The organism is Orbus sasakiae (assembly GCF_039542345.1).
Taxonomy (GTDB): domain Bacteria; phylum Pseudomonadota; class Gammaproteobacteria; order Enterobacterales; family Orbaceae; genus Orbus; species Orbus sasakiae.
In genome coordinates, this window is record NZ_BAABHY010000001.1 from 1655008 (window position 1) to 1677869 (window position 22862).

The 22862-nt window shown below is 37.2% G+C and carries 19 protein-coding genes and 1 other RNA gene; 14 read left to right on the forward strand and 6 right to left on the reverse strand.

Translation table 11 applies throughout. The features are described 5' to 3' along the window. Both tamA and hpt read right to left on the reverse strand, forming a co-directional pair. On the reverse strand, positions 1-1680 hold the full coding sequence (gene tamA, locus ABEA36_RS07255; RefSeq protein WP_345490918.1) for an autotransporter assembly complex protein TamA: 1680 nt from the start codon (positions 1678-1680) through the stop codon (positions 1-3). Between the two features lie 151 nt (positions 1681-1831). Then, positions 1832-2368, reverse strand: coding sequence for a hypoxanthine phosphoribosyltransferase (hpt, locus tag ABEA36_RS07260; protein WP_345490376.1), 537 nt, complete (start codon positions 2366-2368; stop codon positions 1832-1834). Positions 2369-2759: 391 nt separating this feature from the next. On the opposite strand from hpt, the gene xseB reads away from it, so the two are divergent. From xseB to ABEA36_RS07330, 14 genes are all read left to right on the forward strand, one after another. Then, positions 2760-3002: an exodeoxyribonuclease VII small subunit gene (gene xseB, locus ABEA36_RS07265; RefSeq protein ID WP_345490378.1), complete on the forward strand. Its 243-nt coding sequence runs from the start codon at positions 2760-2762 to the stop codon at positions 3000-3002. A 16-nt stretch (positions 3003-3018) separates the two neighbouring features. After that, complete coding sequence (gene ispA / locus ABEA36_RS07270) at positions 3019-3903, forward strand: (2E,6E)-farnesyl diphosphate synthase (protein ID WP_345490380.1); 885 nt, start codon at positions 3019-3021, stop codon at positions 3901-3903. A 36-nt stretch (positions 3904-3939) separates the two neighbouring features. After that, entirely contained in the window at positions 3940-5796 is a 1857-nt protein-coding gene (gene dxs, locus ABEA36_RS07275; RefSeq protein ID WP_345490382.1) for a 1-deoxy-D-xylulose-5-phosphate synthase, read from the forward strand. 7 nt (positions 5797-5803) lie between these two features. After that, positions 5804-6100, forward strand: a complete 297-nt coding sequence (gene zapA / locus ABEA36_RS07280; protein WP_345490384.1) for a cell division protein ZapA — start codon at positions 5804-5806, stop codon at positions 6098-6100. A gap of 65 nt (positions 6101-6165) precedes the next feature. Further along, positions 6166-6347, forward strand: a non-coding RNA gene (gene ssrS, locus ABEA36_RS07285) — 6S RNA. Positions 6348-6366: 19 nt separating this feature from the next. Beyond that, a complete protein-coding gene (locus ABEA36_RS07290) occupies positions 6367-6942 on the forward strand; it encodes a 5-formyltetrahydrofolate cyclo-ligase (protein WP_345490386.1) in 576 nt (191 codons plus the stop codon). Positions 6943-7064: 122 nt separating this feature from the next. Continuing rightward, positions 7065-7349, forward strand: coding sequence for a 50S ribosomal protein L25 (gene rplY / locus ABEA36_RS07295; protein WP_345490388.1), 285 nt, complete (start codon positions 7065-7067; stop codon positions 7347-7349). Positions 7350-7726: 377 nt separating this feature from the next. Next, positions 7727-9199: a glucose-6-phosphate dehydrogenase gene (gene zwf, locus ABEA36_RS07300; protein ID WP_345490390.1), complete on the forward strand. Its 1473-nt coding sequence runs from the start codon at positions 7727-7729 to the stop codon at positions 9197-9199. 10 nt (positions 9200-9209) lie between these two features. Next, entirely contained in the window at positions 9210-9905 is a 696-nt protein-coding gene (gene pgl / locus ABEA36_RS07305; protein WP_345490392.1) for a 6-phosphogluconolactonase, read from the forward strand. A 331-nt stretch (positions 9906-10236) separates the two neighbouring features. Further along, a complete protein-coding gene (locus tag ABEA36_RS07310; RefSeq protein ID WP_345490394.1) occupies positions 10237-11205 on the forward strand; it encodes a sugar-binding transcriptional regulator in 969 nt (322 codons plus the stop codon). A 585-nt stretch (positions 11206-11790) separates the two neighbouring features. Beyond that, the gene (gene tal / locus ABEA36_RS07315) at positions 11791-12741 is read left to right on the forward strand and encodes a transaldolase (RefSeq protein ID WP_345490396.1); all 951 of its coding nucleotides are present in this window, start codon (positions 11791-11793) and stop codon (positions 12739-12741) included. Positions 12742-12821: 80 nt separating this feature from the next. Then, a complete protein-coding gene (tkt, locus tag ABEA36_RS07320) occupies positions 12822-14828 on the forward strand; it encodes a transketolase (RefSeq protein WP_345490398.1) in 2007 nt (668 codons plus the stop codon). Positions 14829-15036: 208 nt separating this feature from the next. Beyond that, positions 15037-15669: a DUF1007 family protein gene (locus ABEA36_RS07325; protein WP_345490400.1), complete on the forward strand. Its 633-nt coding sequence runs from the start codon at positions 15037-15039 to the stop codon at positions 15667-15669. After that, positions 15660-16676, forward strand: a complete 1017-nt coding sequence (locus tag ABEA36_RS07330) for a nickel/cobalt transporter (RefSeq protein WP_345490402.1) — start codon at positions 15660-15662, stop codon at positions 16674-16676. The genes ABEA36_RS07325 and ABEA36_RS07330 overlap by 10 nt, the downstream gene beginning before the upstream one ends. Positions 16677-16678: 2 nt before the next feature. Here ABEA36_RS07330 and ABEA36_RS07335 read toward each other — a convergent pair whose 3' ends face one another. The 4 genes from ABEA36_RS07335 to glnE all read right to left on the reverse strand — a co-directional run bounded on the left by ABEA36_RS07335 (position 16679) and on the right by glnE (position 22861). Next, the gene (locus ABEA36_RS07335; RefSeq protein WP_345490404.1) at positions 16679-16924 is read right to left on the reverse strand and encodes a FeoC-like transcriptional regulator; all 246 of its coding nucleotides are present in this window, start codon (positions 16922-16924) and stop codon (positions 16679-16681) included. Between the two features lie 114 nt (positions 16925-17038). Further along, positions 17039-19375 carry a Fe(2+) transporter permease subunit FeoB gene (gene feoB, locus ABEA36_RS07340; protein ID WP_345490406.1) on the reverse strand — a complete coding sequence of 779 codons (2337 nt, stop codon included), beginning with the start codon at positions 19373-19375 and terminating at the stop codon, positions 17039-17041. Then, positions 19372-19620, reverse strand: a complete 249-nt coding sequence (locus ABEA36_RS07345) for a FeoA family protein (protein ID WP_345490408.1) — start codon at positions 19618-19620, stop codon at positions 19372-19374. Before ABEA36_RS07345 ends, feoB begins: the two co-directional genes overlap by 4 nt. 424 nt (positions 19621-20044) lie before the next feature. Further along, positions 20045-22861: a bifunctional [glutamate--ammonia ligase]-adenylyl-L-tyrosine phosphorylase/[glutamate--ammonia-ligase] adenylyltransferase gene (glnE, locus tag ABEA36_RS07350; RefSeq protein ID WP_345490410.1), complete on the reverse strand. Its 2817-nt coding sequence runs from the start codon at positions 22859-22861 to the stop codon at positions 20045-20047. Between the last annotated feature and the right edge of the window lies 1 nt (position 22862).

Genomic DNA, 22862 nt, shown 5'->3' on the forward strand with positions numbered 1-22862 from the left:
TTATAACTCTGACCCTAAGCCAATGTAAAAATGCGCTGATTTTTCGGATTTATCAATAGGTGTTGCAATATCAAATTTAATCGGACCAATAGGTGATGCCCAACGAATTCCAATACCTGCACCGGTATGGAAATTGGCTTTATCTATTTTATCTATTGCTTCACCACTATCGATAAATACAGCTCCCCACCACGCACCAGTGACATTATATTGATACTCTAACGAGCCTGTAATTAATTTTGAAGCCCCTTTTAATTTGCCATCACGATCTTCTGGTGAAATAGATTGATAACTGAATCCACGGATACTTCTATCCCCCCCAGCAAAGAATCGAAATGAAGGTGGAACGCGATCAAAATCATTTGCTTGAATCAGTCCAAGATTCCCTCGTGCGACAAAACGATGACGCTCTTCCATTGTCCGAATCCACACTTGTTGAATCTGAAAGCGAACAAAATTGATGTCAGAACCTAAATCAGCCGCAGCGGTTTCTAACGAATAGCGCTGTGAATCCCCCCATAAAGGAAATAATTTACCGTCGGTTCTTGCTCTTGAAAAACTAAATGAAGGATAAAGTAAGAATGTTTTATAACTATCACTCGCTTGAGTAAAGTTATCAAACATCACATTAAGACCGACAGCACTTTGCCAACCCTCAAAACTGTCCCAGTTACGAATAACGCCCGCAGAATAAGAATTAGAGTAGGTATCGTTGTTATCTATTTTTTTATAACCACCTTGAATCGTGTAATAATCTTCCAATGGTGATTTATGTAATGGAATTTTATAAAGTGCGGTAATAGTTTGTTCTGGTGATGACAAAGCTAAATCACTTTGGAAACTATGACCCCGGTCATTGAGCCAAGGTTTATTCCACGATAACTTACCTCTTATCCCATTATCACTTGAATACCCTAGACCAACATCAACTGAGTTTTTCTTCCTTGGTACTGTCACAACATGTACAGGTAATATTTTATCTTCGCCAACCTTGTTAAATAATGGAATGACTGCCACAGAACTAAACCAGTTAGTCGAAGACAAGCGTCGACTTAGCAAAGAAAGTTGCTCAGAGGTATAGGGTTCATCTTCATCAAAAGGGACGATATTTCTTAGATAGGACTCACGTATTTGAGATTCACCAAACGTGACTGCTCCAAAACGATAGCGCTGTCCGGTATTAAAATCAATACGCCAAAAAGCTTGCCGCAAAGAGTCGCTCACTGCTAACTGATGTTTGGTCATATCAGCATCAAAATACCCTTTACGCAGCGCAACACTTTGTAATTTTTTCTTAAAACTGTCGTACTCACCATGATTCAATATCGAACCTTTTTTAGGCAAATCAGTATCCAAGATATTGATATAATCTTTATCTTGCGCACCTTGACCTGTAATATTAACATCAGTTTGTTCAATTAAGATGGGATCACCCGCATCGACGGTGACAATTAATTGATTGCCCTTCTCAGGAACATCATAGGAAAACGTTGGATTATAATAACCTAATGCACGTAACCCTTTTTTAATTTCACTTTCTAAATAGCGTTTAAAATAAGGTGTATCATCGATTTTATTTTCATCAACCATCGATAGACGTGCATCGACGTTATCTTTTAGTTCACCCGATAGGCCGTCGACAGATAACTTCATCTTAGCTGACACAGTATTTAGAACCATTATGAGTGACAAGATGAAGAAAAGAATAAATCTACGCACATTTACTCCATACTACCTATACTAAAACGTTTCAGTATTGGGTGTAACTAATTTTAACAATGAATGAACTCTTTGACCTAACATGAGGTCAAAAGTTCACTTGATAATTAAATTATTCCAACAATGTCACATGACCGATATAAGGTAAATGACGATAATGCTGGGCATAATCAATGCCATAACCGACAACAAATTCATCAGGTATAGAAAAACCAATATATTTAACAGGTACATCAACTTCACGACGTGAAGGTTTATCTAATAGAGTACAGATTTCAAGTGATCTTGGACCACGAAGTTCAAGTAATTCTTTCACTTTGCTTAAGGTATTACCTGTATCGATAATATCTTCAACAATGAGGACATCTTTGCCACGAATATCTTCATCAAGATCTTTTAAAATTTTAACATCACGATTACTGTTCATCGCACTGCCATAGCTCGATGCTGTCATAAAATCAACTTCATGACCTACTGTAATTGCTCGACTTAAATCCGCCATAAAAATAAATGAACCGCGTAATAATCCCACTAATACGAGTTCGTTATTACTTTTACTATAATCTTCACTGATTTTTTGACCTAATGCTTGTACTCTTTTTTGGACATCATTTTCAGATATCATGACTTCAACTGTATGTTTTTTCATCTTTTAACCAATTCACTATAAAATTGGCGTAAATTCTATCAACATTTAACATCAAATCATAGCAAAGTTGTTGTCACAGACGAAATAATATCAGCTTTATTTATGAGACTGGCATTGATTATTGTAATTTGCATTACCTATACTAAATTCTTGCATATCGTTCTAGAATTTTACGTTATTTTAACGACATTAGGTGTCAATATTTAAAATGTGTTATTCAAACTCAATGTTGGGTTGTTCCAATGATAATTGAGAGTTAATGGCAAGCGGAATTTTTAATGGGTTTGTCATTGATAAACATCGCGTAAAATAGATCAATTATTTGACAAAACCTACAACTCAAATCGAATTAAGTATATACTACTGAGCAGACTTAGACGGGAGATAGAATATGGCCAAAGCGCAAGCAAAAGCGACCTCTTTTGAAGACACATTAAAAGAACTTGAAAATATTGTTAGCAAATTAGAAGTCGGTAATTTACCTTTAGATGAAGCACTGACTGAATTTGAAAAAGGTGTAAAGTTAGCAAAACAAGGTCAAGTACAGCTTCAAAAAGCAGAACAACGCATCCAAATACTGCTCAATGAAAGTAGTGAAGCTCCGCTCACTGACTTTACTGATTCTGAAAATTAATCCTATTGACGTTATGATGAACCATTCATTTATTGCATTACAAGCGCGATATTCACAACGCGTTAATCATCAATTAACTCAATCACTCGCGACAATAAGCCCATCTATATTAAAAGAGGCTATGTCATACAGTTTACTTGCCGGCGGTAAACGTATCAGACCATTTTTAGTCTATGCTGTTGGACAAATGTTTGGTTGTTCGCTAGACAAACTTGATGCACCGGCTTGCGCAATTGAAGCAATTCATACGTATTCCTTGATTCATGATGATCTACCTGCAATGGATAATGATGATTTAAGACGTGGTATGCCAACTTGCCATATCAAATTTGATGAAGCCACTGCCATTTTGGCTGGTGATGCTCTGCAAACCTACGCTTTCTCATTAATTGCTCAGGCGCCTGAATTACCTGATAGTAGCAAACTTGCAATGATAAAAGAATTAACCCAGGCCAGTGGTGTGTTTGGCATGTGTCTCGGACAGTCTTTAGATCTGCAATCAGAGCATAAAACAATTACGATTGAAGAACTAAAATATATCCATATCAATAAAACAGGTGCTCTAATTAATGCTGCGGTTAATTTAGGATTATTTGCCGCCGATGAGTCTGCGCTAAAATATCAATCTGCATTAAAAAACTATGCTGAATCTATTGGGCTTGCATTCCAAATTCAAGATGATATTTTAGATGTGATTGGTGATAAAAATATTATGGGTAAAAATCAAGGTGCTGATGAGCAGTTAGCAAAAAATACATATACATCGTTGATTGGCTTGGATGCCTCCGTTGAAGCTTGCCAACAACTTTACACACAAGCTATCGAAGCATTAGATAAAATACCTTATAATAGTGAAGCACTACGTCAGTTAGCTGATTTTATTATTACACGAAACAGTTAATTTATCCTGTTATAACTTGAGATGTTTAAATAACGAATGAATCTTGATAATTACCCATTACTAAAACAGATTAACTCCCCAAAGGATTTGCGTCTTTATCCTCAAAATAGCCTGTCACAAATCAGTGATGAATTACGACGCTTTCTTTTAAATAGTGTTAGCCGTTCAAGTGGTCATTTGGCATCAGGGCTCGGGGTTATTGAACTCACTGTCGCATTACATTATGTATATAATACACCATTTGATCAGCTTATTTGGGATGTTGGCCATCAAGCTTATCCACACAAGATTTTAACGGGTCGCCGCGATCAAATGCTCTCCATCCGCCAAAAAGATGGACTACACCCTTTCCCTTGGCGAGAAGAGAGTGAATATGATGTCTTAAGTACCGGCCATTCATCGACATCAATCAGTGCCGCACTTGGGATTGCTGTCGCCGAACAACAAAATCAATCACATCGTAAAGTGGCGTGTGTAATTGGTGATGGTGCATTAACAGCTGGCATGGCTTTTGAAGCGATGAACCATGCTGGTCATATAAAACCCGATATGTTGGTCATCGTTAATGATAATGACATGTCAATTTCAGAAAATGTGGGTGCACTAAATCAACATTTAGCTCAAATTTTATCAAGTCGTACCTATGCTTCATTACGAGAAAGTAGCAAAAAAGTCTTTTCAGGTATTCCGCCTGTTAAAGAGTTTTTAAAGAAAACAGAAGAACATATTAAAGGGCTTGTCACTCCAGCTATTTTATTTGAAGAACTTGGATTTAATTACATTGGTCCAATTGATGGACATGATATCGATACATTAGTGACCACGCTCAACAAAGTGCGTGAATTAAAAGGACCCCAACTGCTACACGTTATTACTCAAAAAGGCAAAGGGTATGCTCCAGCAGAACAAGATCCGATCCTTTGGCACGGCGTACCAAAATTTGATCCGATTGAAGGTATCATTAATAAAACTAGCAGCAAAGCACCGACTTACTCTCAAATATTTGGTGACTGGTTATGTGAAACTGCGCAACATGATAAACAACTTGTCGCCGTCACGCCAGCAATGGGGGAAGGTTCAGGTATGACCACATTTGCCAAACTTTACCCAAAACAATTTTTTGATGTTGCGATTGCTGAACAACATGCTGTTACATTTGCAGCTGGACTTGCAATTAGTGGCAAAAAACCTGTTATCGCGATTTACTCAACCTTTTTACAACGTGCATACGACCAAGTGATCCATGATATTGCAATACAAAACTTATCGGTTCTATTTGCAATAGATCGCGCAGGAATTGTCGGTGCTGATGGCCCGACTCATCAAGGGGCATTTGATATTAGTTTTTTACGCTGTATTCCTAACTTGGTGATCATGGCACCGAGTGATGAAAATGAATGTCGTCATATGCTTAATACAGGTTATCATTATCAAGGTCCCGCCGTTGTTCGTTACCCTCGTGGAGAAGGTAATGGCAACGCATTACAACCGATAGAAATGTTAGCTATTGGTAAAAGTAAAACAGTGCGTCAGGGTCAACATATTGCCATTTTAAATTTTGGTACATTAATTAATGAGGCGCACAAAGTTGCTGAAGACCTTAATGCTACACTGATTGATATGCGTTTTATTAAGCCATTGGATGAGGATGCCATTTTACTTGCTGCGCAACATCATACTACGTTAGTAACGGTTGAAGAAAATGCCGTTCAAGGCGGTGCCGGTAGTGCTGTCAATGAATTTATTATGACGAAAAAACTGAAATGTGATATGTTAAACATCGGCTTGCCAGATGAATTTATTTCACAAGGTACACAATCTGAAATGCGTCATAGCGTTGGCTTAAGCGCAGATAAAATTATCGAAAAAATTAAATCATTTATTAATCAATAGGTAACATATGGATACTCAAGTTGTTAATATTCATGTTTTTGGCAGAACATTAAAGCTCACTTGCCCTGTTGATGAAATTGAAGCGCTTAATATAGCAGCAAAAGATCTGGATGATAGACTCAATGAATTACGCCGAAAAACACAATTAATGAACAGTGATCAATTGATTATTACTGCAGCATTGAATATTTCATATGAACTGACGAAAGAAAAATTAAAAAATAATCAGCTCGATGGTGAATTCACGGAAAGACTAAAAAATCTACAGCTCTTGTTAGATCGTGCTTTAAATTTCAGCAATTAGTGATCTGTATCGTAAAAATAACAAAAACGTTATTGTTTCATTTGATAAATTTTGTATTATTATAACTATCTCTGAGATGTTCGCGATTGGGTCAGTCCCCTGAGCCGATAATCTTTATGATAGAGCTACTATGAATATTGTTCGGTGTGTATGCCTTCTCGTTAAGGAAACCTAAAGATCAAACATAGCGCTCACCTTGAACCGTGGGTTCAAGGGTTACAACCCGTAACGGCATCTTGGAGTCTTCAATCTTACACAAGAAAATTATGCAAAAAAATTCTCCTGTTTTGGCAACACATGATATTCGTAAAAAAGTTCGTCAACGACGACGTGAATTAGATTCTTCCTTACGTTATCAAGCAGAACAATCAATTTATCAACAATTGCAACAACACCCCAAAATTTTAGCCGCCAAGCATATTGCAATCTTTCTTTCTTTTGATGGTGAATTAAATACCCAACCCATTATTGAATATCTATGGCAACAAAATAAATCAGTCTATCTTCCCATCATTCATCCATTTAATCGTAAACATTTAATGTTCCTACGTTATGACAGACACACCCAACTTGCCCGTAATCAATTTGGTATACTCGAACCAAAACTCAACGTTAATCATGTTATTCCCTTTCATCAGTTAAATGTAGTTTTGACTCCTTTAGTGGCATTTGATCATCGCAATTATCGTATTGGAATGGGCGGTGGATATTATGATCGTTTACTTGCTGATTATCAAAAAACATCAGTATACCCGATTGGCATAGCCTTTAATTGTCAACAAATAGCACATATCGATAATCAGCCTTGGGATGTACAATTACCCGAGATCATCAGCGCTTAATACAATATCAGTTGCGATAATATAGATAAACCGCTATAATCCCCCCGCTTTATAAAAGCAATGAATGTTTGCTAATTGCTGGGTCGCCTGTAATTGGTTTTATTAATAAAAAGAGAGATATTATGTTTACATTAAATGCACAAGCTAAAACTGAGCAGGGAAAGAGTGCGAGCCGCCGCCTGCGTCACGCGGGTAAATTCCCAGCGATCATTTACGGTGGTTCACAAGAACCTATCGCTATCGTACTTGACCATAACCAAGTATTCAACATGCAAGCAAAACCAGAATTTTATTCTGAAGTGTTAACTATTGCTGTTGATGGCAAAGAAGTTAAAGTAAAAATTCAAGCAGTACAACGTCATCCATTCAAACCAAAATTATTACATATGGATTTTGTAAGAGCATAATGGCTGTCTGTTTGATAATTAAGGTCGCGTAACGCGGCCTTTTTTATTAATATATTAAATACACCACAAATTTATCCATTTACCGATTTGCTATTCCTCGCAAATGATTTAAGTCACCATAAAATTTTTTAAATATCACTTAATCCAGTAGTTACAACGCTAAGCATTATTACCTATTAATCCGATAAAAATAAATGACTGGATCTTTAACAACAAAGAATGATAATAATTAGAAAAAATTTTATTATATAAGCTACAATCTTATCGTCAGCAGTATTGGATGTGAGCATAATAAAAAAACAATCTTTAAATAGATTAATATAGATGTAGTTGTATCAATACATTCATTTAATTATTAGCAACTGTAGGAGACTTTTATGTCCGTTGATAATTTGGACATCCCGGCATGTGATTTAGTTATTTTTGGTGCCAAAGGGGATTTAACAAGACGAAAATTGCTACCCTCTTTATATCAGTTAGAAAAATATGGTCATTTACCAAAAGGGACTAAAATTTTAGGGGTTGGTCGTGCAGATTGGGATAAAAATGCCTATGCCGAAATCGCTAAAGATGCCTTAATCACTTTTATGAAAGATCCCATTGATGATGAAATATGGCAACGTTTTTGTGCAAGGTTAGACTTTCACAAATTAGATGTTACTGACACGGCTGCATTTGATGGTTTAAAAAATGAGCTTGATGCTGATAAACCCGCTATTTTCTATTTTGCCATGCATCCAGGTGCATTTGGAACGATTTGCCATGGATTAGCGCATGCAGGCTTAAACCAAAAACAAAATCGTATTGTGATGGAAAAACCATTAGGGACTGATTTACAGTCTTCACGTGATATTAACAATGCAGTTGCAGAATTTTTTGAAGAGTCACAAGTCTATCGTATCGACCATTATTTGGGTAAAGAAACGGTTTTAAACTTACTTGCATTACGTTTTGCCAATCCGATCTTCTCTGCACTTTGGGATCGTAATTCTATTGATCATGTTCAAATTACAGTTGCAGAACAAGTGGGTATTGAAGGGCGTTGGAGTTATTTTGACAAAGCCGGTCAAATGCGTGACATGGTACAAAATCATTTATTACAAATACTAACGATGATCGCCATGTCTCCTCCTGCTGACTTACAAGATGATAGTATTCGCCAAGAAAAAATTACTGTATTAAAAGCATTAAGACCGATTAATAAAAGTAATATCCGTGAAAAAGCCGTACGTGGTCAATACACTGCCGGTTTTGTCAATGGCGTGAATGTACCAGGTTATCTTGAAGAAGATGGCGCCAATAAAACCAGTAATACCGAAACATTTATTTCAATTCGCGTGGATATTGATAACTGGCGATGGGCTGGTGTACCTTTCTACTTAAGAACCGGTAAACGTTTGCCAAGTAAATGTTCAGAAGTGGTGATCTATTTTAAAAATCAGCCACTCAATTTATTTAAAGACTCATATCCGCAACTTCCTCAAAATAAATTAACCATTCGTTTACAACCTGACGAAGGTGTAGATATTGAGATTTTAAACAAAGTCCCAGGTTTAGAAAGCAATAATAATTTACAAACCACGAAATTGGATCTTAGTTTTAATGAAACGTTCCATCAACATATTGCTGATGCTTATGAACGTTTATTATTAGAAGTTATGCGGGGTCGTCAGGCACTGTTTGTACACCGCGATGAAGTAGAAGCCGCATGGAAATGGGTTGATTCGATTATCAAAGCATGGGCTGATGAGAAAGAACCACCAAAACCCTATCAAGCAGGGACTTGGGGACCAGTTGCATCGGTTGCCTTAATTACGAAAGATGGACGCTCTTGGAACGAATTTGAATAAGGTGAAATCAATGTTTACATTAAAAGAATATGGCTCATCAGAGCAACTTATTGAAGAGATGGTCAGTAATATTGTGACCGAGTTAAATAAAGGTATTGCAACTCGTGGTGTTGCATCGATTGCGGTATCAGGTGGTAAATCACCGATTCCGGTTTTCCAACGGCTCAGTAAACAACCTTTACCATGGAATAAAGTCTATATTACGCTAGTTGATGACCGTTGGGTTGACGATACTGACGATGCAAGTAATGAAAAACTGGTCTATACCTATTTATTGCAAAATGAAGCAAAATTAGCCAATTTTATTGGCTTAAAAACCAGTGCTGCAACGCCATTTGAAGGTGAGCAAGTTGCACAACAAAAATTAGCCGAAGTGCCTATGCCATTTGATGTGCTAATTTTGGGTATGGGTGAAGATGGGCATACCGCCTCATTGTTCCCACATGCTAAACATTTAGCCACAGGTTTAGATATGTATTCAGATAAGTTGGTAACAGGTATGACACCGCTCACCGCACCATTAGATCGAATTACATTAACGTTACCTACTATTTTAAATAGCCGTAATATCTATTTACATCTTACTGGTGCAAGTAAAAAAACGGTTTTAGATAATGCGCTTAATGGTAAAGATGTGACAGAAATGCCAGTTCGTGCAGTATTACATCAAGATAAAGTCAATGTGATTGGCTATTGGTCTAAATAATATCCGTAACATTCAGGAATACCAATAGTTGCTTTTGGTATTCCTTTTCAATTCCCCTCTTTCAAACCAGTACAAATGATCTTATCAATAGTGAATTTTAAAAAGCCATATAGACTAATAGCATTATCATCAATCTTGATTATCTAATAAGCGTTAATTCTTCATATTAAGCTTGCAATAACGTCATGTTATTTCTCTTATAAGTAATGGTCATACTGTTGGCTATACTTACTTGCTTGATTTATTTGCCCAACAAGTAGTAAGCTACTACGTTTTATACTATATTATTGACAAAAAGTACCTCGTTTAATAATACATCAAGGAACCTGCGATGGATATATTTGACAACACACAAGAAAATGAACTTTTGACCGAGATAGCGGTTGCTTATTACGAACATGAGCAGACTCAGGAAGAAATTGCAAAACGTTTCGGTATATCGCGCATCAAGGTGGGTCGTTTACTCAAAAAAGCACGTAACGAAGGCATCGTCGAGATAAATGTAAAATACCATCCAATCTTTAGTTCTAAAATAGAGCAACAATTCGTTAATGCATTTGGCATTAAGCGAGCGCTTATTGCCGTTGACCACCAGGATGAAGAAGAGCAACGTAGACAAGTCGCTGCGCTTGTCACAAATTATCTATCAAGTATGCTAAAAAATGGTATGACGGTGGCGGTTGGGCAAGGACGTAATGTCGCAGCAGTTGCGAGCCATGTTGGTATTTTTCCTGAAAAACAATGTAAATTTATTTGTGGTATTGGCGGCACGCTACGTGATGGGGAATTAATCGATGCGGATCATATCAGTCGTAACCTAGCTCGAAAATTTAATGCCGCAAGTGAAACATTATATGCCCCAGCCTATGTTGAAAATCGTGAACTTAAAAAAGCCTTTTTACAAAATCGCGTCATTAAAGAAACGATCGAACGAGCGAGCAAGGCTGATATTGCACTAGTTGGGCTGGGTGATATGAATGAAAACAGTTATATGGTACAGCTTGGGTGGTTCACGCCACAAGAGGTCACAAACGCGAGTATTAATCAAGGCGTCATTGGTGAAATTGCCGGTTATGGTTTTTTTGATATTCAGGGTCAGCCAGTGGAAACTGTCATGAACGATCGGGTAATTGGACTGAGTATTGAAGAACTGAGGAATATTCCTTGTGTTATCGCAATAGCATCCGAAAACACTAAATCGATGGCTATTTTAGGCGCATTAAGATCAGGTGTTATCGACATTATTGCGACCAGCGCCTCCAATGCTCGCACTGTTTTAAATTTACAACAACAAAAATAGCCGTCATAGATTGACTGCTAATCATATAATTTTATTTGATTTGATTGACTCAAATATCTCTCTCACTCATTAACATTTGTTCAAATAATATTTATTTGAACAAGAATCTGGCTCAAATGCAGTGAGCATGTTATCTCAGTGTAATCAATCAATTACTACACACAACTTCCTATTTGTCTTTCGATAGCAGGACATCAATAAATCGTTGCTTAATAATGCAGGTAAAATCAAACAACCAAATCATAATAAAATATATAAAAATCAACAATTTGAAAGTAAAAATAAAATTAATCAATTGCAAGCTTGATAATCAAGCTTTTTCAATTTATATTACTAAGTAACAAAAGTTAACAACATGAACTTTTGATCATTTTGGGCGTGTAATTTTGAACAAAAATACAATAAAGGCATTATTTGCAACCGTTAACAGTGAATTAATAAAACAATTAATCTGCAAATGATTCGTTATTAATACGACCCGATTACGGCATAAAACTTATGTCATTAACACAATAACTCTACTATAATAGTTAGTCAGTTTTATTAATTTATAACGCACACGTTTTTCTTGTTGAGGATATTCATATGAGTCAATTAGATGAGTTTAAAAAATATACTGTTGTTGTTGCCGATACCGGTGATATCGATTCAATCAAACAATTCTCCCCTGAAGATGCTACGACTAACCCATCGTTAGTTTTAAAAGCAGCACAATTACCACAATACAAACACTTAATTGATTCAGCGATTGAAACAGCTAAAAAACTAGGTGGTTCTAAAGAGCAACAACTGATTAACGCAAGTGATCAAGTGGCCGTTAATATTGGTGCTGAAATTTTAAAATATATACCTGGTCGTATTTCAACAGAAGTTGATGCTAGACTCTCTTTTGATGAAGAAAAATGTATCGAAAAAGCACGTAAGCTGATCAAACTTTACCAAGAAAAAGGGATTGATAAATCACGTATTCTCATTAAGTTGGCTTCAACATGGGAAGGTATTTGTGCTGCCCGTAAATTAGAAAAAGAAGGCATTAACTGTAACTTAACGTTATTATTTTCATTTGCTCAAGCTCGTGCTTGTGCGGAAGCCGATGTATTTTTAATTTCACCATTTGTCGGTCGTATTTATGACTGGTATCAAGCGAAACAACCGGCTCAAAACTATGTTGCAGATGAAGATCCGGGTGTTGTTTCAGTCCGTAATATTTACAACTATTATAAACAGCATGATTATAAAACGATTGTAATGGGTGCAAGCTTCCGTAAAGTTGAACAAATTCTTGCGCTAGCAGGTTGTGATCGCCTAACCATTTCACCAAATCTTTTAACAGAAATGCAAAATTCTAATGCTGCAGTAGTACGTAAACTTGAACCAAATCAAGCTCAAGCGAAACGACCTGCGCCAATGACCGAAGCTGAATTTAGATGGCAGCATAATTCTGATGCAATGGCGGTTGAAAAACTCGCTGAAGGGATTCGAGCCTTTGCCGTTGATCAGGGTAAATTGGAAGATATGCTGACTTCACAGCTATAATTTTACGCATTTTGCTGATGCGACCGACAATTCGGTAGCATCACCGTTTACAAATATAATTCTATTGGAGAGAAGATAACATGAATGCAACGACACTATCTCATCGCGAACTTGCAAATGCTATCCGCGCGTTGAGTATGGATGCAGTACAGAAAGCAAAATCAGGCCACCCCGGTGCACCGATGGGTATGGCAGATATTGCTGAAGTTTTATGGCGTGGTTTTTTGAGACATAACCCAAGCAATCCACAATGGGCAGATCGTGACCGCTTTGTTCTATCTAATGGTCATGGTTCAATGTTAATTTACAGTTTATTACATTTAACTGGCTATGAATTAACTATCGAAGATTTAAAAAACTTCCGTCAATTGCATTCTAAAACACCGGGTCATCCAGAGTACGGTTATGCACCTGGCATTGAAACAACAACTGGCCCATTAGGTCAGGGTATTTCAAATGCAGTAGGTATGGCAATTGCAGAAAGAACGCTGGCTGCACAATTTAACAAACCAGGTCATGATATTGTAGACCATTATACTTATACCTTTTTAGGCGACGGCTGCCTTATGGAAGGGATTTCACACGAAGCGTGTTCATTAGCAGGAACATTAAAATTAGGTAAATTAATTGCACTTTATGACGACAATGGTATTTCGATTGATGGTCACATTGAAGGCTGGTTTACTGATGATACCGCTAAACGTTTTGAAGCTTATGGTTGGCATGTCATTCGTGGAATTGATGGCCACGATGCTAATGCAGTTAAAATCGCAATCGAGCAAGCACAAGCTGTAACGGATAAACCATCGTTATTAATGTGTAAAACGATCATTGGTTTTGGTTCACCCAATAAAGCAGGGACGCATGATAGCCATGGTGCTCCACTTGGTGATGCTGAGATTGAAGCGACACGTAAACAGCTTAATTGGCATTATGCTCCGTTTGAACTTCCACAAGATTATTATTCAGCGTGGGATGCGAAAGCAAAAGGTCAACAGTTAGAAGCTGATTGGAATACACGTTTTGCTGCATATGAAAAAGCCTATCCTGAGCTTGCAAAAGAGTTTAAACGCCGTACTACAGGTGAGTTACCGGCTAATTGGCATCAACAAGCAAAAGCGTTTGTTGAAAAGTTACAAGCTAACCCGGCTTCAATTGCTTCACGTAAAGCATCGCAAAATGCTATCGAAGATTTTGCTAAATTATTACCTGAATTTTTAGGGGGTAGTGCTGACCTAGCACCAAGTAACTTAACGATGTGGTCAGGTTCAAAAGAAATTTTAGCAAATCCAAATGGTAACTATATCCACTATGGTGTACGTGAGTTTGGTATGTCTGCAATTATGAATGGTATCTCATTACATGGTGGCTTTATCCCTTATGGTGCAACATTCTTAATGTTTATGGAATATGCACGTAATGCGGTACGTATGGCTGCTCTCATGAAAATTCGTAATATTTTTGTTTATACGCATGATTCAATTGGACTCGGTGAAGATGGCCCAACTCACCAACCTGTTGAGCAGATCGCAAGTTTACGTTTAACTCCAAACATGAGCACATGGCGTCCATGTGATCAGGTTGAATCAGCGATTGCTTGGCAATATGCTGTGGAACGTAAAGATGGCCCTTGTGCCTTGATTTTCTCACGACAAAACCTGAAACAACAAGATCGTACTGCAGAACAACTTGCTAACGTATATCGTGGTGGTTATGTACTTAAAGATTGTGTTGGTACACCTGAACTGATCTTTATTGCAACAGGTTCTGAAGTTGAACTTGCTGTTGAAGCTTACGAGCAACTTTCAAAAGATGGTAAGAAAGTGCGAGTTGTTTCAATGCCAGCAACTGATGCATTTGATAAACAAGATGCTGCGTATAAGGAATCAGTATTACCTGCATCTGTCAGCAAACGAATTGCAATTGAAGCAGGTATTGCGGATTACTGGTACAAATATGTTGGTTTAAATGGTAAAGTGATTGGTATGACGTCATTTGGCGAATCAGCACCAGCTGAATTATTATTTAAAGAATTCGGCTTTACCGTTGATAATGTGCTTGCTCAAGCAAAAGCATTATTAAAATAAACCTAAATACGGTATGCAAAGGGCGAAATCATTCGCCCTTCATTGCTATCTCAAGACGTCAAAAAACTGCCTGTTTTATTTTCATTATATTTTTATCATAATATGTCATTATAGTATAAAAAATCAGTTAAAATATCTGCTGATATCTCTTAATTTTATTCTGCCTATGTTATGATATAACATCTCTAATTTGCTGATTGTTGTATCAATGATTCGACGTACTTTTTTAAACATTCTCCTGTTGATGAGTCTTTTTATCTCTGCTATTGCCTATAGCCATCCACACAGTTTTATCACCTTAAAAACTGAATTTTATACCGAGCAAGATAAACTCACCAAACTGCATTTTATCTGGACGATGGATGAACTGACAACCAGTTACCTGAAGCTTGAATATCAACAAAATCCAAAATCTGTCTTTAATGAATTAATGATTAACATTTTTGAAAATCATTTCTTTTCCGAATTTTGGCTTAAATCATCACCTAAAAATAAACCGATAATTTTGATGCCATTAGAACAAGATGCAAGAATCGATTTTAATAGCGACAAAGCAACTGTTAGCTTTTGGGCAAGATTAAAAAATCCGTTGACATTAGCAGGTAACCAATTTGAATTGATGACATACGAAAAAACATTTTATGTTGATATGTATTATGCCAAAGAGGGTAATATTACGATTAACCATCCAAATTGTAAAATAACCATTACCAAACCAACACCAGATGATTCAACCTTAGATTATGCTCAATCATTAGATCAAGATGAAACACCGATTGAAACTGATGATTTTATTCTCGGTAAATTGTTTGCACAAAAAGTCGTTGTATCATGCCAATAAAAAAAACCGTTTATTTTTATATTGGACTGAGTCTATTGCTATTGTTAATTATCTCAGTAACCGTTTTGCTATCCATGAAATGGTACGACTTGATAGCCTTGGGCCAAGATTGGCAGCGCTATTTTCATCAAAAACTGGTTCAATTTTTATTACAAACTAAAAAGCAACCTTTGCAAACAGGATTATGGTTGCTCCTTTTTAGTTTCTTATATGGCATTTTACACTCAGCAGGGCCAGGTCACGGTAAGGTGATTATTACGACTTACTTAGCAACCCAACCTAAACAGTTGAAAAAGAGCCTTGTGTTAACATTATTTTCCGCGATTATGCAAGGCATTGTTGCTATTACCTTAATAAGTGGTTTATTAATTATTTTAAATTTATCGACTAAACATTTAAAAATGAGTGAGTATTGGCTTGAATTTGCCAGCTATATTTTAATCATTATGGTTGGTCTATTTTTATGTTTTCGTTCGCTGAAAAAACTTTTGGGTATGATGAGAAAACCACGACCAAAATCGCTTCATATTCGTCAAATTCGCTCACTTGATGCGTCAGTAAAACTCACGCAGACGCATCATGCAAGTTGTGAGTGCTGTGGCCACAAGCACATCCCTAATCAAACAGAGATGAACCATTCAAAAGGATGGATTGGCGATTTAGGTATTATATTTGCTATCGGTATGCGGCCTTGTTCAGGTGCATTACTTGTGTTGATATTTTCATATACTATTGGTGTGTATTATTGGGGAATGTTAGCTACCTTTGCGATGTCTATTGGTACAGCAATAACCACATCATTGTTTGCTTTACTGGTACATTTTGCTCGCCGCTTTGCAAAGTATTTAGTTGACCAAAAATGGGTTACTTCAGTCTCTTTATTACCGATGACAGCACAATCGATCGCTTTAGTGGGGGGAATTATCTTTATCATTATGGGCATCATTTTAAGTCTTGGCATGAGTAGCTCACCATATACGATTGGAAATCCATTATTGCTCGGATAAGGTTAATTGACTTTATGCCAAATATACACTTGATGGGCACTATCTTGACATTCAAAACAATCACTGCACTTGTGACCACTTGTGCAGTTAATCTGTTGGGTATCAATTAGCGTGATTTGCCCCTTTTTAAGCCAAAATGATAACATATGTTGTATTGCACTTTCTTGAACATGAAAATGACGCGCTAAATCCAACAATGAAGCTCGCCCATGTAATTGAAGATACGCAGAAATATCAGTCATTAACATGTCAGTTACCCAGCCTTTTAATCTTAGTTTTACTCAACGATATACATCAGTTTTTATGAATGCGTGTTCAAGTTGAGGGTAATCCCTCAACTTAAGCATTAATCAATATAGCCATCATGAGCAACAACAACTCGATTTGTCACATTTGGCTGGTTTTTTATATATTGCCGATGATGACGCAATCGTCGTATATTTACCCACAATTCTCATGATGAAAACGATCAACATAAATAGTAGAGCTAATCCCACCAACCAAACCAATGCTGTTGAAGATGTACCTAGTAAAGTAAATTGATAGTAGGCACTTGCACAGATCCAACCAATGATAAATGTCCACAGTGCAACAAATACCGTCCATTTTGCACCAGCTTCACGATATACTGCACCTAATGCCGCCGCACAAGGTGTATAAAGCAGGATAAAAATAAGGTAGGCCATAGCAGCAGCACCCGTTCCAAATGACGTTTCAATTTTGGTCACCGCACTGGCATTCACATCAAGTTGATCTTGCAAAGCATCAATATCTTCATCAACAGTTGATAAGCCTAATGGGTCTAATAATGCATCAGTAAGGCCTGCTAAATTTTCAGGAATCGTCATAGTCGCATCAAAAATACCACCCCATAAATTGAATTCGCTCGACGTTTCTTCACTGTCATCTTCCATCGAGTAAAGTGAATTCAATGTAGCTATGACAGCCTCTTTGGCAAAAATACCCGTAAATACCCCCACTGTCGCAGGCCAGTTATCTTCAGTCACTCCCATCGGTTCAAAAACTGGTGTAATTTTTTGGCTGACAACGGATAGTACTGAATTATCTGAGTCTTGATGACCAAAGCTACCGTCAGTACTCACAGAATTGAGGACGCTCAATACCGTTACCATTAAAACAATCGCTTTACCGGCTCTAAAAATAAAACTTTTTAGACGCTGCCAAGTTAAGCTTAGCATACTGCGTAAGGTGGGAATCCGGTACACGGGCATTTCCATGATAAAAGGGGTTACATCACCTTTTAGCAAAGTAAATTTAAGAACAAACCCCGTAACAATAGCAACTGCAATGCCCAATAAATAAAGCATAAATACCACTGTTGATGCATTATTAGGGAAAAAAATGACTGCAAGCAAAGCATACACGGGTAAACGAGCACCACATGACATAAAAGGAATCATACAAATTGACATGATTCGATCACGAGTACTGTCAAGCGTACGCGTTCCCATAATAGCAGGGACTCCACATCCAAACCCCACTAACATCGGTACAAATGCCTTACCAGGTAAACCAATCATACGCATACCACGGTCCACAACCATAGCAGCTCTTGCTAAATAGCCAGAATCTTCAAGAAAGGATAAACAAAAGAACATCGCTGCGATAACAGGAATAAATGTTGCAACGGTTTGAATCCCCGTGCCAATACCGTCGGCTAAGATTACGGTTAACCAGCTAGGGGCGTCAATACTATTAAGTAGATGGCTCAATCCATCGACAAAAATTGTTGCAAATAATCCATCAAAGAAATCGATAAAGACTGAGCCAAAGTTGACGGCAAGGATAAACATCAAATACATGGCTAACAAAAAGAAAGGAATACCCGTTATTCTGCCCAAAGTTATCCGATCAATTTTATCGGATAACGACGTGCTGGCTTCACGCGGTTTATCTATTACCATTTTACATACTTGATCAATGGCTTCATATCGGCTACTGGCAATCGCAATATCAACTTCATTATCACACCAAGCAGCAAGTTCTTGGCGACATTGTTCAATCACTTTTAATTCATCTTCATTAAATGCAAATTGATGGTTATCAATAAATGCTTCAATCAGTTGCCATCGATTTAAATGATGTATATCGCTATCGCTGGGTAGGGATGAAAGGTGTTTTTCTATAATTTTAGTTTGAGTCTGTTCTAATGTACTGATTGTTGGCTTAGCTTGTGACATACTCGCAGCTAAGCGTTGGATTTCATGATAAAACTTGTCTAACCCGCTTTTTTTAGTGGATGAGATCGCTACGACGGGACATCCTAAAAGTTGCGATAGTGTATCAACATCAATGTGTTCTCCAATTTCATCAACCGCATCAATCATATTTAATACGACGATCAATGGTAAATTCAGATCAATTAATTGGAAAGTTAAATATAAACTACGTTGTAAATTTGTCGCATCAATAATATTAACAATGACGTTACCTGTTTCAGATAACACGTAGTCACGTGCAATCATTTCATCTTGTGAAGTTGTATGAGTATTACTTTCTATCGCATAGGTACCAGGCAAATCAACAATTTCAAATTGTTGTTTATTGTAACTAAAAACACCAGTTTTTCGTTCTACTGTCACGCCAGGCCAGTTGCCTACACGTTGCCGAGAGCCAGTCAATAAATTAAATAAGGTGGTTTTCCCGCAGTTTGGGTTACCAATTAATGCAATACTCATTTTTCAACCTCTACCACAGCAATCGATGCCGCTTCTTGACGCCTCAAACACAAAAAGAAACCTCGCATCTTAATTTCTAAAGGGTCACCTAGCGGTGCAGATCTCACGATTGAGACTTTACAGCCTGGCGTTATGCCCATTGCAAGTAGCTTACGGCGAAAAGGTAAAGATTCGGGTAATAGTTTAGCGATAACCGCTTCTTTGCCAAAGGCAAGACGGTCTAATGTTAACTCAGAGGTGCTCATGATAGACGTTCCTGTCCGAGCTTAGTCGGAACCAATAATACGAATTGTTCTCAATCTTAATACAAATGAATTAAGAAAGGAATCTTAATCCATACAAAATCTAAGCTTTTTATGGCATTTTCTATGTTAAACCCATAAATTTCGTCATTATTTTAAGCAAAACCACATAAAAAACACCTTACTATCATACAGTATAGTGACTCAAGCATTACAGATAAATCCGTTAACTCATACCGTCACATTGCTTGCTGTTCATAGCCAGCTTAATCAGGTCATTTACCTTATGATAAGTATTGCCACTCTTTGTAAGCAAAGTCTTCTGAGCATGGCGAAAAACAAGCTAACAGAATAATATCATTAAGGAAACGGCAATGACACGCATAATCACACCGTTATTTTTATCATCATTAGTACAGTCAGTATGTTACATCAGCCATGCTTGCCAACACTGGCTAACATATGCACGTTCGTGCTCAAATAGGTGTAAATCAACCTTGCTTGATAAAAGCTGCAATGATAATCGGTGAATTTCATTACGCATATTAATATAAATTTGTGTCAATTTTTCTGCTTCATCGCTTGGCATAATCTCATATCTTGCTGCCAACTCTAAAATACGAACATTATCGCTCCAAGTTGTCATTTTAGGTTGAAAATGAGCATAATTGAGCACTAAATATTGTGAAATAAACTCAATATCACCAATTCCGCCGGCATCAACTTTAATGTTAAAGTAGGTAGTATTTGTACTGCTCAGGTGAATGCGTATTTTTTCACGCATTTGTCTTACATCTAGTTTTAATGCTTGCTCATCACGTTGTCGGATCAAGACTTGATGGCGAATTTGATTAAAACGAGATTGTAATTGCGATTCCCCGTATACCACTCGAGCCCTTACTAATGCCTGATGTTCCCATGTCCAAGCGTCATTATTTTGATAATCAGCAAACGAGTCTAAACTACATGCAAGCAAACCCGCATCCCCTTGAGGACGTAGTCTTACATCAACCTCATACAAAATACCTGAATTAGTCCGAATACTAAATAAATGGATAATCCGTTGTACTAAACGTAAATAGAACTGCCGGCTATCGATAATCTTTTCTCCCGTGGTCATGCTATTTGCGGGACAATCATGTAAAAAAACCAAATCCAAATCAGAGCCATACCCAAGTTCAAGCCCACCAAGCTTACCGTAGCCAACAACAATAAACCCTTTTTGTGTGTTATCAATTAAAAAATCAGGTTTACCATAACGTGCGATCATTTGGTTCCAAGCAATTTGCACAACAAAATCTATCATCGCTTCAGCTAAATAGGTTAAATGATCGCTAACTTTCATCGTCGGCAAAATCTGTGCAATATCACTCGCTGCAATATGCAGCAATTGCATCTGTTTAAACTGTCGTAATGCCTCAATTTGTTGTTCTTCATCATCAGATTCAATTCGTAGTAGGTATTGATAAAGTTCACTTTTATATTGATCAATAGGAACCGTTTTATAAAGTGAATTGAGGTCAATTAACTCATCTAACAATAATGGGTAACGCGTCAATTGATCACTGATCATGGGGGAAGCTGCACACAGCCGAATGAGCTGTTTGAGTGCATTTGGATATTCAACTAAAAGTTCTAAATAAGTAGTACGGCTGACAATATTGACTAACAACTGTAACACTCGACCTAAAATTGTTAGCCGTGATTCTTCTTCACAGGCGAGTGATAAAAGGCGAGGAATAAGTTGATCAAGAATATCTCGCCCCCGTACTCCAATCGTCCGTTTACTGATGTTTTCTCGAAATTGAATGATCAATTGATAAAGTTGTAATGACTCTTGAGTATTGAGATGCGGTAAGATATGTTTAATATCATCAGCAGTAACATCTGACGCCCATAATTCATCATATTGTTCATTATAATTTGACGGCGCACTTTCAGACTCTTCATCACCGATAAGCTCATTAAAAATAATGCGGTTAGTGAACATACAATGGGTTAATGCATGGTGAAAATCGAGCCAATTATCAAATCCCATCCCGAATGCTAGTCTTAATTGATCAAGTTCATTATCCGGTAATGTTTGAGTTTGTTCATCATTAATGCCTTGTAATAAATTTTCACAGCGTCTTAAAAACAAATAGTTATCATGTAAAACTTCAACGTCTTGTTGAGATAACAGTTTTTCATGTTCTATCACGTTAAGGGCATCAAGCAATGAACGTGTTTGCAACGCAGTAACCCGTCCACCACGAATAAGTTGAAAAACTTGTACAATGAACTCAACTTCTCGAATACCACCTGCGCCCAATTTAATATTATTTGTGAGTCCTCGGCGACGGACTTCACGCTCAATCATGCCTTTCATATTTCGTAGCGACTGTAAGACACTAAAATCAATATAACGTCGGTAGACGAACGGCTTAAGCATCTGATAGAGTTCTTTAGCATAGGGATCATTTTGATCACCTAATATTTTAGCTTTTACCATTGCATACCGTTCCCAATCTCGTCCTTGTTCTTGGTAATAATCTTCCATTGCAGAAAAACTTAACACTAATGGCCCGCCCTCACCCAATGGACGAAGTCGCATATCAACACGATATACAAAACCATCTTGTGTGATTTGATCAAGCGTTTTAATCAAGCGTTGGCCGAGCCGAGTAAAAAAAATCGAATTGTCTAATTCTCGTCGTCCCCCTTGGGTTGAACCGTGTTCAGGATAAGCAAAGATAAGATCAATATCGGATGAAAAGTTGAGCTCCCCCCCACCTAATTTACCCATCCCTAAAATAATCAGTGGCTGAATGTCACCTTTACTATTGAACGGTGTTCCCCATTCTTTACAACTCAATTTATACAACCAATCTCGTGCCGTTATGATCAAGATTTGTGCCAATTCACTAAGTTGTGTGAGGGTTTGTTCTGTGGTACTGGAATTCACAATTTGTGACCAATTGATTCGTACTAACATTTTGCGTCTAAAGTGCCGTAAGATCGCCATTAATTGTTCTTCACTACTGATCTCAGTGATAAGTTCATTTAGCCAGCGTTGATAATGAATATAATCATCATGTGCAGGCATATTCTGTGTTAATTCAACGAGCCAATCGGGAAAACGATAGAATGAATCAACAATAAAATCACTTTTAACCAATGTATTAATATGTTGATTAACCAGTAGCTGATTGCAATTAGCTAATTGCGTTAAGACTTTTTGTTGTTGTGCGATCAATAAAGACATA

What these genes read in the sequence shown, in the direction of transcription:
- tamA (WP_345490918.1), bottom strand. Translation starts at nt 1,680, where the DNA reads ATGGTTCTAAATACTGTGTCAGCTAAGATGAAGTTATCTGTCGACGGC.
- hpt (WP_345490376.1), bottom strand. Translation starts at nt 2,368, where the DNA reads ATGAAAAAACATACAGTTGAAGTCATGATATCTGAAAATGATGTCCAA.
- xseB (WP_345490378.1), top strand. Translation starts at nt 2,760, where the DNA reads ATGGCCAAAGCGCAAGCAAAAGCGACCTCTTTTGAAGACACATTAAAA.
- ispA (WP_345490380.1), top strand. Translation starts at nt 3,019, where the DNA reads ATGAACCATTCATTTATTGCATTACAAGCGCGATATTCACAACGCGTT.
- dxs (WP_345490382.1), top strand. Translation starts at nt 3,940, where the DNA reads ATGAATCTTGATAATTACCCATTACTAAAACAGATTAACTCCCCAAAG.
- zapA (WP_345490384.1), top strand. Translation starts at nt 5,804, where the DNA reads ATGGATACTCAAGTTGTTAATATTCATGTTTTTGGCAGAACATTAAAG.
- ABEA36_RS07290 (WP_345490386.1), top strand. Translation starts at nt 6,367, where the DNA reads ATGCAAAAAAATTCTCCTGTTTTGGCAACACATGATATTCGTAAAAAA.
- rplY (WP_345490388.1), top strand. Translation starts at nt 7,065, where the DNA reads ATGTTTACATTAAATGCACAAGCTAAAACTGAGCAGGGAAAGAGTGCG.
- zwf (WP_345490390.1), top strand. Translation starts at nt 7,727, where the DNA reads ATGTCCGTTGATAATTTGGACATCCCGGCATGTGATTTAGTTATTTTT.
- pgl (WP_345490392.1), top strand. Translation starts at nt 9,210, where the DNA reads ATGTTTACATTAAAAGAATATGGCTCATCAGAGCAACTTATTGAAGAG.
- ABEA36_RS07310 (WP_345490394.1), top strand. Translation starts at nt 10,237, where the DNA reads ATGGATATATTTGACAACACACAAGAAAATGAACTTTTGACCGAGATA.
- tal (WP_345490396.1), top strand. Translation starts at nt 11,791, where the DNA reads ATGAGTCAATTAGATGAGTTTAAAAAATATACTGTTGTTGTTGCCGAT.
- tkt (WP_345490398.1), top strand. Translation starts at nt 12,822, where the DNA reads ATGAATGCAACGACACTATCTCATCGCGAACTTGCAAATGCTATCCGC.
- ABEA36_RS07325 (WP_345490400.1), top strand. Translation starts at nt 15,037, where the DNA reads ATGATTCGACGTACTTTTTTAAACATTCTCCTGTTGATGAGTCTTTTT.
- ABEA36_RS07330 (WP_345490402.1), top strand. Translation starts at nt 15,660, where the DNA reads ATGCCAATAAAAAAAACCGTTTATTTTTATATTGGACTGAGTCTATTG.
- ABEA36_RS07335 (WP_345490404.1), bottom strand. Translation starts at nt 16,924, where the DNA reads ATGTTAATGACTGATATTTCTGCGTATCTTCAATTACATGGGCGAGCT.
- feoB (WP_345490406.1), bottom strand. Translation starts at nt 19,375, where the DNA reads ATGAGTATTGCATTAATTGGTAACCCAAACTGCGGGAAAACCACCTTA.
- ABEA36_RS07345 (WP_345490408.1), bottom strand. Translation starts at nt 19,620, where the DNA reads ATGAGCACCTCTGAGTTAACATTAGACCGTCTTGCCTTTGGCAAAGAA.
- glnE (WP_345490410.1), bottom strand. Translation starts at nt 22,861, where the DNA reads ATGTCTTTATTGATCGCACAACAACAAAAAGTCTTAACGCAATTAGCT.